The following is a 13,024-nucleotide window of genomic DNA, read 5'->3' as shown; positions in this document are numbered from 1 at the left end:
GGGGTGCAGGGGAGGCAGGGGAGGCAGGGGAGGCAGGGGTGCAGGGGAGAAAATTCTTACTCAGAACTCGGTACTCGGTACTCAGAACTCGGTACTCAGAACTCGGTACTCAGCACTCGGTACTCAGCACTCAGAACTCGGTACTCAGCACTCAGAACTCAGCACTCAGAACTCGGTACTCAGCACTCAGCACTCAGCACTCGGTACTCCTGAATGATTAATTTCTAAATTAACCCGATGCGGTCTAAAGGCCAGAAGCGAAGGGTGGCGCGGCCGATGAGATTTTTCCGGGGTAAAAAGCCCCAGTATCGGGAGTCATTGCTGTCGTTACGGTTGTCTCCCATGACAAAAAATGCGTCTTCGGGAACTGTAACTGATGGAAATGGTTGATTTGGTGGTTCGGCGATGTATTCTTCTTGTAAAGGTTGACCGTTAATATAAACTTTTCCTTGAGAAACGCTAATTACTTCTCCTGGTTGACCAATAATGCGCTTGATAAAGGCTTGGTTTTTGTCATATCCCCGACGTTGTAATTCTGGTGGTGTCTGAAAAACGACGATATCACCGGTTTTGGGAGGCTGAAAACGGTAAGATACTTTTTCGACTACTAAGCGATCGCCTACGTATAAGGTGGGGTACATTGATTCTGATGGAATTAACCGGGGTTCAGCGATAAATGTTCTAATCAGTAGTGCTAAGGTGAGTGCGATCGCTATTAAAGAGATATTTTCTTGCCAACCACGCCATTGTTTTGTGTCTGTGGTAGTTTCTTTAATATTACTTTTTTGATGATCCATAGAGTTTTTCAGCTAGTTGAAAATTTGAACTATATGAGGGAACAGGGAACAGGGAACAGAAAGCATAAAATTATTTTGATGTCTGAGTCCATCTGAATTTTATGATCACTTTCTGTTTAAAGGTAGAATTATTAGTAATTTTGGTTCTGTACGAACCCATACAAATAATCTGAATATTCTGAATGTTAATTTATAGTTTCATCTATTTTATCATCTAAATTGGATTCTACTTTAGCAGTAATTACTTCTGTAGGACGCAAAATTTTTTCTCCCCAACGAAAACCGCGACGGACTATTTTAGTAATTGTTTGGTCTGGAACATCTGTTCTTTCTTCTCGATCAATTACACGACATAGGTTAAAATCTGGTTCTGTACTTGTTAATTCTATGGGAGTAAGTTGACGTTTTCCCAGCACACTAAGAAACTTGCGATTAACTGCACCTATAGAACGGGGTAAGCGTTCGATAAATTCTGGTGCAGGGTTAGGGTTATTTTCTAGATAGTCTAGTAATGCTTCTAGTGCATCAGCAACTTCTAAAAGTTCTAAAAATAAATCTTCGGTTTCTGCTGTATTTTTAGTTTGCTGTTCTCGTAAAGATTGCTGTAAAACAACATTTTCTTTTTCAAGATTACTAAGTTTTTGGATGAGTAAATCGCGTAATTCTTGGTTGATAAAATAAGTAGGATTGAGGTCAGACACGGGAACTCTCTTTAGTTAATATGACTAAGATTTTGTTCGCCCAAGTGTTGACTTGGGGATGACTATGATTAGTTAAGGAGTTGCAAAGGGCGATCGCTCTCTGTAATTGTCCACCCATTTGATATGCTTTAATCAACCACATTATAGCTTGTAGATAATTTTGGTTATTGCGTTCTCTACAAGTATGACAGTAATCTTCCAGATATTTTATCGCTTTTGGGTAACGTCCCTCTTGACAAGCAGCAATGCCTTGGGTGAATAATTCTGATAGGGGAATGGGTACAGTTTCCCGTTCTAGGTTTTCTTGTTGGTTGGCTTGGGCGATCGCTAAATCTAAACCATCAAACTCGGATAATAAAGTTAAGGTAGGTGCTGGTGTATCTAAAGCTGATAAATCACTATATTTAAATCTTTTAATAGTCGGTAATATCGGACGCAAATAATCAGCAATAATTCTTTCTTCTGACTTCATCAAGCTTTTTTGGGCTTTAGCAATCACATCTACTGGATATTGCTTGCGCTTCATCGCTACAGCTACAGCTTTGGTAATTTCTGTTTTTGATGCGGCTTGAGATACACCTAATATATCGTAGGGGTTATTTTCCATAATCAATCCAAAATCTAAAATTACAGCAGCGCATGAGAAATAGAGAATAGGGGGGGAGCATCCCAAATGTGTAAATTTATTTTTATCTAACGAAATAAAATGCTCTTACCCTGGATATGATTGAACCGCAAAGGGCGCAAAGGACACAAAGGTAAGAGAGTTTCAGAGAGTTTTTGGTGTTGCTGCGGTTATTTTTTCTTTCATTGGGATGCTCCCGAATAGGGGTGGTTTAAAATTTTTTTATCCGTAATTTTTCAACACAATCTTAGACCACGGTAAACTTCTTGAAATGCTGGTTCATCTGGACAAATTTCATAAGCCCAACGTCCTAGTTGTAACATGACTTCTGGATCATCTAAACTACCTTCTTGTACTCCATTAATTAATATATCTATAAAAAATTCAGCCACAATATAACGAACTCTTACCCGTTTTGAACGTCTAGCTTTTCTCACCATTGCTTCATGCTGTCGAGTTTTTAATAGATGATTTATTTCTTCTATTTCCTGATTAAATTCAAGATTTTCTATCATGTCATTGACAACAGGATTACTGCTATCTATTTTTTTAATTTCTTGTAGTTTGCTTAGGGCTTTATTGAGAGAAATTTGTTCATTAACAAGTTTTTTTCTGATTTCTTCGGCTTTATATTCAGCTAAATAACTGCGCGAATATTTACTATCTGAAATATCATACCAGAATTTAGCGAATTCTAAATGTTCTGAAAAGCTGGATACAATTTGCCGCTGATAATTACACAGCCTATCTAGTTCTTGCTGCCAATCTGGATTATTTTTAATATCTGCTTTGGCTTGCTGTAAACTAGTAATTGCTTGTCGCCATTTTTGTTGTTGTAAATAATAGCAACCTTCATAGTAAGCCAAAAAATTATCAGCAAACTTTTCTACTTTATTAGTGGGTTGAGTTACTGGTTTAAGTTGAATTGCTCGTTGACTATCTCCTTCTAAACAAGCAGCTATAGCTAATCCCCAATGTGTATAAAGAGAATGGAGAATTTCTTGACTAGGATGTATTTTATATATTATGATATTTTGCCATTGAGAACTAAATTTGTGATAACAACCAGGAGTAATAAATACATCATTGACTTGCATTCCTGATGTTGCAGGTTCTCCCATAAATCTGAGTGCCACTATTTCCCAACGGTAGCGATCGCGCAAGTTTAAATATTCTTCAATATTGGTATTTTTGATATTTTCAATCGCTGTCTCTAAACGGCGTTTTAACTCTAAAGATATAGCCGCAAAATCCACAGCTTTATTTCCCAACCAAGGAACATCTTTGAGGCTGTCATCTGCGGTTAAATTAGCTATGGCTGTAGATAAAGCAATAATTAAATCAACTAATTTATCAGGGTGACTTTGGACATGATAATAAGTTGCTACTGTCCAGTTGTGTAATGTAGTAATATGAGGATTAACAATCCAGAGATTTTTCATAGTATTAGCGATATTTACCCAGTTTTAATCGTGCCAAACTGCCGCTGCTAAACTCGGTTGAATATATTCTTTTAAATTAGTTTCTACTAAAGTATTAGCACCAAATTTTTGGATAAATTCTAAACTTGCTGTTTTAGCTTGCTCTAGGTTATCGTTCTTAACAAATTCTTGAATATGATGTAAAGCTAATAAACGTTGATATTGAGAAAGGCGTTTTAAAATTTCTCTTTGTTGAGTTATTGACACAGCAGATACTTCTTGCCATTCTCGATAAGCTGACTGTAAATTTCCTTGTTTAGCTAATACAAAGCCTCGCAGATAAGCAGCTTGTTGTCCTGATAAACCTTGTAAATAAGATAGTGCAGTTGACCAATCTTGAATTTTAATTGCTACTAAACCTAAGCGAATTTGACAATCTAGAAAATCTGGTAAACAGGATTGAGCATTTTCATAAAAAGATTTAGCTGTGGGAAAATCACCCATTTTTTCTGCTGCTAAACCTTGACGAAATAGTTCTCTACCTCTAACTGTATCCTTGAGCTTTTGGAGTAAATGCAATCCATCAGTACGAGGAAAATTTGTCAAAGCAGCATCTAAAATTGTGATTGCTCCCCGTAATTTCCCTTGAGATTCAGCTTGCTGTGCGGCTTGAAGTGCAGAGTGATAACTTTCTTCTTGGGGAACGAAGATCATAGTATCAGAAATTGCTTGTTTAATTAAGTCTGTATGATATAATTTTTCAGCTTCCTGATAAATGGCAATTGCTTTTGTAAAATAACGATTTTCTACCTGTAAATTTCCTTCTGTTACCAATGATTGAAACTGCTGTCGCTGTTGCAGTTCTTTTTGCCATTGTTGAATAATTTGTAAGACTTGTTCATCTTGAATAATTCTACAATATAGCTGATAAAGAGCAATGGCATCAGATATGGGCTGAGTTACCAAAGGATCACCAATATCATTACTCAGAATCAACTTAGCTCTAGCAAGAAGTTTATCTGCTTCCGTAATTTGTTTACGCCATTCTCCTAATTGTTGCTCTAGCTTTTCTACAACATTACTGATTAATATTTTACCTAAAAAACGTTCCCAAAAAGTTGGTTTTTCTGTCCAAAGATTTAAGGCTGTTTCGGCAGTAATAACTGCTGCGCGTAGTTGGCGATTTGTCGCTAATTGTTCAGCTTTCTGGCTTTCTTCCTTTAGAGTATCAAGGATATTCATGGAGTTCTCTCCTGACAGTTGGGAATTTTTAACTTTTCCCCAGGATCTATATAATATTTTTCACGGTTTTGCAGATGGGGATTAGCTTTAACTATTTCTTCCCAAGCATCACCGTTACCACAAAATTTTTCAGCAATTAAACTGAGATTATCTCCTGGTTTAACAATGTAGATATTTAAGATTTTGGATTCGCTAGGAGGAGTATTTTTTGATGGGTTATATTTTTTAATTATTGTTGGTTGAGGAAAAAAAATAGTCGCATTATATAAATTAGGCTGCATGAGCAAAAAACTGCCTCCTACTCCCAAACCAATACCTATAATTAGCATCAACAAAGCTACTCCCAAAGTCCAACTACTAAATTTTTGTTGTAGTGATGATTTTTTGATCTGGGGTAAATCGTAGAGTGAGCGAATTAGAGAAATATCAGTATCACAGTTAGGACAAATATCACCGGCAATTTCTTGATATCCACATACAGGACAATTGAGTTTATGATTCATCGTGTGATTCCTGTGACAATACTGTTACTGGGTAAGTCTTGATTTAACCAATGCTGCACATCTGGTTGTAGTTCGCGCAACAAGATTTCCGCTTCATTAGCATCACTATTTTCCATTGCTCTGAGCATCCGCGCCAGTTTATCAGACATAGCATTTGCTTGGGTAGGTGCGACAACATTAGCTTGTTGAATAGCCAGAATACAAGCTTGAATCACCTGTACTGCTTCGGGTAAGTTACTTAGTTCGCGTCTAGTTTCTTCACTTTTATATTCCATGGCCGAGAGATTATTGGTATTAATAGCCGATTGTAATTCTTGACTCAACCTTTGTAATCTTTCTTGTTGTGGTTCAGGAATCATAAAATCGCAAAGTTTCATCATGCGATCGCATTCATTCACCAAAGCTTCAGCTTCTAAGCGTTCGGAAGACATATTTACTTGAAATTTTCGCAAACTTTCTTTAGCGCGATCGCGTAAATCGCTTTTTTCTTCTCCTGTTCTCAAATCCAAAATTTGGTTAGCTGACTGCACAACGGGAACTGCTAATTTTAAAGCTTCTTCCACACCATAAGCAGTGAGATTTTGATTATTTAATTCCTCAATTGCTTCTTCTAATTCCTTATATATCTTCTCATCAGCGCCACCACGGGAAAAATTACAACTTACTTTCACTGAAGGATCATTTTTCAATGTAGCAGTCATTTTTAAATCGCTGTTTTTTTCATCCAACTCTAAATAAACCATGATTTCTGTTCCCGCTGGATATTTTTTCTCTAAACCCAGCCACATTTCCCCAATTCTTTCATCATAATTATCACCAACTTCATCAGGACTGAAAAATTGAAAATGAATCAATCTTTGTCCATCCGCCACAGTTTTAAAAGTGTGGGAAGTTGTGACTGGCAAAATATCACCCCGATTAATTACCTTTGTATATCCATCTGCTAATTTAATTGCATAATCGCGGGAAACAGTAGTTACCTTGTCTGTTTGTCCAGCAGCTACAATTGCTGCACCCTCAGCCACGGCATACATCGGTCGGGGATGCACCACAACTTTATTAGCACCAAAAGTTTCTTTCAGTTTGCGTTGTACTAAAGGAATTTGTGAAGATCCACCCACTAACAAAACTACATCTATCATTTCCAAATGATATTCCGCATATTCCAAAGCTTGACGGCAAATTTGCAGCGTTTTCTGCACCAAATCACCAATCATTTCTTCAAACTGTTCACGGGTGATTTCCACTTCAATAGGAATAGCAATTCCTAACTCATCAAGTAATTGAGTAGCGGGGTTAATTCGCCCAATTTGAGAACTACTTAATTCTACTTTTGCCCGTTCTACTGCAATCTTTAAATCAGCGTTGAATCGGACTTTTTGATAGTAGGGCATTTTGGCAATTAAGCCGTCAATATCATTAATTCTTTCTTGTTGTGCGACTTGTGATTTGACAAACTTAATCAAACGCGAGTCGATATCATCTCCACCCAACCACAAATCACCCGCTTTTCCCTGTTCAATAAATTGAGTACCGGCTGCGGTAATTACTGAAGCGTCAAATGTCCCACCACCAAAATCATAGACTAAAATCGTCTTCACATCATCACTATTAGGTGAAAACCCGTAGGAGATCGCTGCCGCAGTCGGTTCTGGTAACAGTTCCAAAGGCGTAAGTCCGGCTTTTAGTGCAGCAGTACGGGTAGCGTAGCGTTGTTTATCATTAAAATATGCAGGAATGGTAATTACCGCTTGAGTTACTTCCGTAGTTCTACTAATAGGTTGGAGATAAGCTTGGGCATTCTGCACCACTTTTTTGAGAATTTCCGCCGCCATATCCTCTGGTTGGTATTCTTGACCTCCCAACCACACAGCAATGCTGTTATCTGTTCCCTGAGTCGGTTGGGCAATTTTGTAACCAAATTCCGACTTTTGTTTTTGAACTGTTGAATCTCCAAAACCTCTACCAATTAAACGTTTTATCGACACAATCACATTTTCTGGGTCATGGCGTAGCTGGTTATAAGCCTGTTCTCCCACCAAAAATTTACCTTGGTCATCAGCAACTACAGAACGAGTCAATTTCCGATCTGGGGGTGTATTATCATAAGCTGTCACCACTTCTACTTCGTTTAACCTAAATGCAGCGACAGAGTTAGTTGTTCCCAAATCAATACCGATTGCCTTAACCATTGGTGAAATGTTACCCTGTTATGTGATTGTTTTTACAATATAAATATACTGCCACTTCACAACGCGCAATTCAATAGCAGTGTTTGATGATTATTATGATTAATACATAGACACTGAACCAACTACTAGAGAAAATTTACGTAAATTCCCTCAAGGCTTCTATAATTTTACTTGTGAATATTGGATGAGTATTAAATTTATAGCATTTCTCTGTAACATTGTACTTAATCTTGAAAATATTAAAATACTTTCTTCCTTTGCGTACTTTGCGTACTTTGCGGTTAGTTCAAAAAAATTAAGTGCAGCTTCATCGAGAATTGGTATTAGTAATTTCTTATTTTGAAATAGGAGTCAGGAGTATCCCTTGATTTTTACAAATTTTAACAAAAAGATGCCTAACTTCTTGAACAAGTCGGGTATCTTAATGTCTTAATTTCCGTTACTGGGATGATGATAATTTTTCTGTAGAGGTAAAAGTTTTTCGCCTTTATATTCTGGCATTTCTAAAACCCGTCTTAAACCGATTTTTAGATATTCAGCTTGCAGTTCAATACTAATAGATTTTCTGCCTAACCGTTTAGCTACAGCAGCAGTTGTAAAAGTTCCAGCAAAAGGATCAAGAATTAAACCGCCGTCATTACTACTAGCTAAAATGATTCTTTCCAGTAATGATTCCGGTTTTTGTGAAGGATGATTTTCATATTCTTTCATGCGATATCTGACGCGGGGAAAATACCAAGCATTACCGGGTACTTTTTCTGTACTATAGGGAGTTGGAACTGATTTTCTGTAATCAATTAATTTACGTTGTGCGCCTGTTTTTGCTTCAACTTTGATCTCATCAGCATGAAAAATATAATTATTTTTATCTTTCACACAATGCAGGATCGGTTCATACATTGAACCAAAGTATTTTGTGGCTTGCACGCCAGAGCTATCATAATGCCAGATAATTCGACTGAGAATAGTTAACTTTTTTCTCAAGTAAATATCAAAATAAGGCATAGCTTGGGTACTAGTCATGACATAAAGTGAACCATTTGGTTTTAATATCCGAATACATTCATCCAGCCATTGATACGACCAATTTATATATGCTGTTTCTGATGACCATTTATCGTGGAAGTTACCAAATTTCTTACCGATGTTATAAGGAGGATCGCTAAAAATTAAATCTACTGATTCTGAAGGAATATGATTTGTTAAAATACTGATAGCATCACCGTAAAAGATAGTATGTTCTTGATTGTCATAACGTTCTATCATAATTTTTTATCACACTGTCACCTCATATAAATATTACACCTAGAAATTTTTGGCAATTCCTAGGTGTAATTTGTACCGATCTCACTCTATCTTGTAAAAACGCTTACAAACTTGCTTTTTTCTTAGAAATCATCAAGATACTGACTCAGGCGACTAATTACAGGGTCAACCTCTTGGGGAGTGGGATCAGGAGTAGAACCAGAATTATCAACCACTTCTAGAGTTGGTACTGATGAAGTTAGAGGCTGAGTAGATGCTCCTTGACTGACGATGATTGCCAGTTGTGCCACTTGTTGACTAAGTTGCACGATCTGGTTTTCCATAGTCTGCAAACGATGGGATTCCTTAGCAAAAAAACGTTCCTCAAGGCCGGCCACTTGACGTTGCAACTCACCGAGTTGTTGTTCTATCGGCAGTGCTGCTGTATTCGGAGAAGGTCGTACAGAGTCCGGTACACATAAAGCTTGCCAAAGAGCCTCTTTACACAGGTCGCTGAAAGTCTTTTCAGGCTGTGCCTCCAAGTAGCTTTCCACCTGTGCCAACAAGCTCTCATCAGCAATTTCTGGATTGAAAGTGACGGATTTAACTACCTTTTTTGACCATTGGAACATCAGTTTTATTACCTAGCAGCGCGAACAGCAGACAATTGCGCCTCTCCATAAATATACTGCCCTAAAGCGTTAGCTTGGCGGGAGGGTGCTGCCAAATGGGCATTAATTCTGGCTTCTTTGAGTAGACGTTGTACATCTTCCCAGAAGAATTCTCCACCACCACCAGTAATAATCACGTCAGTTACGCGCTCTGGCAACCAAGCTAACACACGAGAGCAAATTTCCCGTGAAAACATTTCGGTGAGATTGGGGAGAAAATCATCTAGGTTAGTGGGTTTGCTTGCACCTTTAGGACGATAAAAACGCTCGCCTTTGGGTTTGTTAACCGCAGAAATCAGTGCTAAAGATTGACTATCAGCGTTTTCTATTTCCTTAGCTACTAATTCATAGAACTGACTCATACCAAAATTTTCGCTCTGAGAAAGACCTCTAGCAAAGCGGAAATTATCAACCATAATCAAGTCAATGGTTTGATGTCCAATATCCACAATGCCTACAGAAATTTTTGTCAAATCAGGAATTCCTGGGCCTTTATTGGGTTGAGTTTCTGTCCATAGAAGACTGCCATAACCTTCTGGCATTACCCAAACCTTGGTGATATTGAGAGATAAAGATTCACCCCGGAAATTTAATACATGAGGACCTGTCACCAAGCTAGTTAGCTGTGCTTTTTCTCTCTCAAATTGTTCTAAGGAAAGGAAAGGCAGACCCAATACAACGGAAATTTCGTCTTTGAGTTTAAAGTAGCCAGCTGCTGCCAATACTTTGACTAGTGCATCTTCTACCTTAGATTGGCCAACTCCTAGGTTTGCGCCAAAATCGGCTGCTAACTGCCCTACAGCGTAACCACTGCCTTGATATTCCATCCACAAAGCCATTAAAGGATCAGTGGCTTTAGATTCAAATACCCCACCACGTATTTGTTCAATAGTCATCTGCTTGACATTAGCAGGAATGAAAGCAACATTGCCCGGTTCGCGGCTAACACAAGTTTTAGTAGAGGTTCTACCTAAATCCACACTGAGAATGTTTTTTCCCCCAACACCGACTGGCTTATTAACATTGTTGTTTATGGGGGTTGATGCCGATACTCGATTCATCGGGATAGCCGCAGCATTCATGGGGTTAGCTGCTGAGGGTTGGTCTGTCATAAATGCTCCTAGAGTGACTTAACTGTAAAAAGTTATCATGCCCATCTTACAAAAATGCAAGGTCAGAAAAATTTTCAGTTGGGTCAAGTGTAGCTAGAAATACGTCAAAAATTATTGTAGGCGATTGAAAATTTAGCATTATTTTGGACTATATAGAGTCAGCAAAATTTTCACATATCATTTAACTCCTGGCTGCACACCTACGGAAGACAAAATTTATCTGCGAGTTCGCTTTCGTTGGCGCTTGAGTACCCAAAAAAAGAATACCAGCACTAAACCGCCCAATACAATTTTAGATACAGGCGCAAGGTACTTGTCCACAAGTTCATACTGACGACCCAACCAGTATCCTGAATACGTCAGCAAACCGACCCAGGCAGCACTACCCAGGGTTGTGTAGAATAAGAAAGGCAGCAAGGGCATATTGCTCATTCCTGCGGGAACAGAGATTAAGGTACGGATGCCCGGTACAAGGCGACCAATTAATACGGCTTTGCCACCTTGTCTATTGAACCAGCCTTTAGCTTTATCAATATCTTCAGCAGATATAGTTAGCCACTTACCATACTTATTAGCCAAAGCTTTTAAACGCCGTTCTTCCAAAAACTTACCGGGATAGTACCAGATGAGTGCGCCTGCGACAGAACCAACAAGTCCTGACAAAAATACCCCCAGTATATTTAACTTTGCACCTCCGGGTTGATAAGGACTGGCTGTAAATCCTGCCAATGGCATAATCAATTCAGAAGGGATGGGGGGAAATAGGTTCTCCAGGAACATCAACAGAGCGATTCCCAAATATCCCAGAGAGTTGATTGTGTTAGTTATCCATTCGAGCATATTTAGGCATGAAACAATAGGGAGAGGGCGATGGGGAGATGGGGAAATGGGGGGCAAGGGCAAAGAAGTAGGAAATTTGTAATTTTAAATTTTGAATTCATTTGTCCCCTACACCCTTACACCCCTACACCCCTACACCCTTTTCTTCTAAACAGTTTGCGTTAGTGATTGTACTCTCGACTCCGATTGCCAGTCTAATGGGTTCCAAACCCTTTCTTCCAGAGCCATCTGCTCGATTAAACTAGCTAATCTTAAAGCTTTGAGAGCTTGTTCTCCACCAACCGAGGGCTGATTACCACCATGCACACAGTTGACAAAATGCTCTAACTCTGCACTTAGAGGCTGGATGTTAGTGGTATAGACTTTTTCAATCAAGCCATCTTGTCTGTAAAGGACTTGTCGATGGTCGTTGATAGGGTTGGTATTTTGACGATGAATCAAAATTTCATTCTTGAGGAAATCTGCTTCAGTGAATGAGTTTTTGCAATGGGCAACAATGCGGCGAATTTTCCGGTGAGTCACTTTACTCGCAGTGAGAGTGGCAACAATGCCATTGGCAAAACCCAAGGTGGCAGTCACATAATCTAAATAGCCAGAGTCTAGGGAACGAGTACCGTTAGCTGTTAATTTCACCACGGGAGAACCAGCTAATTCTAATAGCAGGTCAATGTCATGGATCATTAAATCCAGCACTACTGAAACGTCATTGGCTCTGGCTGAATAAGGACTCAGACGATGAGCTTCTAAGGCCAGAACTTCCTCTGTTTTCAGGACTTGACTCAGTTCTTTAAATGCTGGATTAAAACGCTCAATGTGACCTACTTGCAAAATGCATTGAGATTCAGCGGCAGCGTTGACGAGGGATTCTGCCTCAGAAATACTTGCAGCGATTGGTTTTTCAATTAAGACGTGAATTCCGGCTAACAGGCAGTTAATACCCACGGCATAGTGTAAGCGGGTGGGTACAGCAATACAAACTGCATCCACATGGGGTAGCAGGTCGCAATAATCTTCAAAAAAACGGACTTTGTATTTACTGGCGGTTTCTAAACCTCGCTCAACGTTGATATCAGAAACGCCTACCAGTTCAACATCTTTCATTGAACTCAGTACGCGGGTGTGATGTTGTCCCATGTTACCCACCCCAATCACGCCTATGCGGATTGCTCGTGGCTGGTTGCGCTGTGAATATAGATTTGGTTCTGCCACTGACATGCTATTTTGCACTATTATTTTCTCCTCAACCACCAAATTTAGAGACGCTACGGTCGTTGGCCTTTATACTGAAGTGCCAGGTGCGATCCGTCCAAAACCATCCAGATGGTAACATAGTGGTTCTATTTATGAAGAATTTCAAACTTTGTGTTCAGTTCCCACTATCTGGTTATGTTTTAGATAGGTAGTGATTAATTGCCATATTTTTTGTAATTAATACCAACGACAATATTTTGTTTTGTTGACTTTACAAGTTCTGTAAGACCTGAATTCAAGTTTTCAGGTAGCAGTTAAGCAATTAATTACTGAAATATTTACTTAAGTAAAGCTGGTAAATTTATTACATTTAGATATCAGTACCATGTTTAACTACTGTAATTTTTAGGAAAATTGTCTGTAAAAATGTTGCCATAGATACGGTAAATTATTGTTTCCATTTTGAATTTAATTTTCTGTTTGT

The 13,024-nt window shown here is 38.7% G+C and carries 13 protein-coding genes; 1 reads left to right on the top strand and 12 read right to left on the bottom strand.

The window, feature by feature from the left end; translation table 11 throughout:
• Nucleotides 1-217 (top strand): hypothetical protein (locus tag A0J48_RS26780; protein WP_234300737.1); only part of this gene is annotated, 217 nt, incomplete at its 5' end.
• A 7-nt stretch (nucleotides 218-224) separates the two neighbouring features.
• On the opposite strand, the gene lepB is transcribed toward A0J48_RS26780, so the two are convergent.
• From lepB to A0J48_RS05655, 12 genes are all read right to left on the bottom strand, one after another.
• Nucleotides 225-797: a signal peptidase I gene (lepB, locus tag A0J48_RS05705; RefSeq protein WP_200321158.1), complete on the bottom strand. Its 573-nt coding sequence runs from the start codon at nucleotides 795-797 to the stop codon at nucleotides 225-227.
• A 185-nt stretch (nucleotides 798-982) separates the two neighbouring features.
• Nucleotides 983-1,498, bottom strand: a complete 516-nt coding sequence (locus A0J48_RS05700; RefSeq protein WP_200321156.1) for a nucleotide exchange factor GrpE — start codon at nucleotides 1,496-1,498, stop codon at nucleotides 983-985.
• Nucleotides 1,491-2,105, bottom strand: a complete 615-nt coding sequence (locus tag A0J48_RS05695; RefSeq protein ID WP_200321155.1) for a molecular chaperone DnaJ — start codon at nucleotides 2,103-2,105, stop codon at nucleotides 1,491-1,493. The genes A0J48_RS05700 and A0J48_RS05695 overlap by 8 nt, the downstream gene beginning before the upstream one ends.
• Nucleotides 2,106-2,359: 254 nt before the next feature.
• Entirely contained in the window at nucleotides 2,360-3,565 is a 1,206-nt protein-coding gene (locus A0J48_RS26775; RefSeq protein WP_234300736.1) for a hypothetical protein, read from the bottom strand.
• Nucleotides 3,566-3,589: 24 nt separating this feature from the next.
• On the bottom strand, nucleotides 3,590-4,786 hold the full coding sequence (locus A0J48_RS26770; RefSeq protein ID WP_234300735.1) for a tetratricopeptide repeat protein: 1,197 nt from the start codon (nucleotides 4,784-4,786) through the stop codon (nucleotides 3,590-3,592).
• Nucleotides 4,783-5,289, bottom strand: coding sequence for a LysM peptidoglycan-binding domain-containing protein (locus tag A0J48_RS05685; protein ID WP_200321153.1), 507 nt, complete (start codon nucleotides 5,287-5,289; stop codon nucleotides 4,783-4,785). The genes A0J48_RS26770 and A0J48_RS05685 overlap by 4 nt, the downstream gene beginning before the upstream one ends.
• The gene (locus tag A0J48_RS05680) at nucleotides 5,286-7,481 is read right to left on the bottom strand and encodes an Hsp70 family protein (protein ID WP_200321151.1); all 2,196 of its coding nucleotides are present in this window, start codon (nucleotides 7,479-7,481) and stop codon (nucleotides 5,286-5,288) included. Before A0J48_RS05680 ends, A0J48_RS05685 begins: the two co-directional genes overlap by 4 nt.
• Nucleotides 7,482-7,910: 429 nt before the next feature.
• Complete coding sequence (gene yhdJ, locus A0J48_RS05675) at nucleotides 7,911-8,747, bottom strand: adenine-specific DNA-methyltransferase (protein WP_200321149.1); 837 nt, start codon at nucleotides 8,745-8,747, stop codon at nucleotides 7,911-7,913.
• Nucleotides 8,748-8,869: 122 nt separating this feature from the next.
• Nucleotides 8,870-9,358 carry a plasmid segregation centromere-binding protein ParR gene (locus A0J48_RS05670; protein WP_200321147.1) on the bottom strand — a complete coding sequence of 163 codons (489 nt, stop codon included), beginning with the start codon at nucleotides 9,356-9,358 and terminating at the stop codon, nucleotides 8,870-8,872.
• Nucleotides 9,359-9,366: 8 nt separating this feature from the next.
• Nucleotides 9,367-10,509, bottom strand: coding sequence for a ParM/StbA family protein (locus A0J48_RS05665; protein WP_200321145.1), 1,143 nt, complete (start codon nucleotides 10,507-10,509; stop codon nucleotides 9,367-9,369).
• A 216-nt stretch (nucleotides 10,510-10,725) separates the two neighbouring features.
• A complete protein-coding gene (locus tag A0J48_RS05660; RefSeq protein ID WP_200321143.1) occupies nucleotides 10,726-11,349 on the bottom strand; it encodes a DedA family protein in 624 nt (207 codons plus the stop codon).
• Between the two features lie 147 nt (nucleotides 11,350-11,496).
• Entirely contained in the window at nucleotides 11,497-12,576 is a 1,080-nt protein-coding gene (locus A0J48_RS05655) for a Gfo/Idh/MocA family oxidoreductase (protein ID WP_200321141.1), read from the bottom strand.
• Nucleotides 12,577-13,024: the final 448 nt, after the last annotated feature.

The sequence above is a fragment of the Sphaerospermopsis aphanizomenoides BCCUSP55 genome (assembly GCF_001586785.1).
Lineage (GTDB): Bacteria > Cyanobacteriota > Cyanobacteriia > Cyanobacteriales > Nostocaceae > Sphaerospermopsis_A > Sphaerospermopsis_A aphanizomenoides_A.
This window is presented reverse-complemented; position numbering and strand designations above follow the sequence as displayed.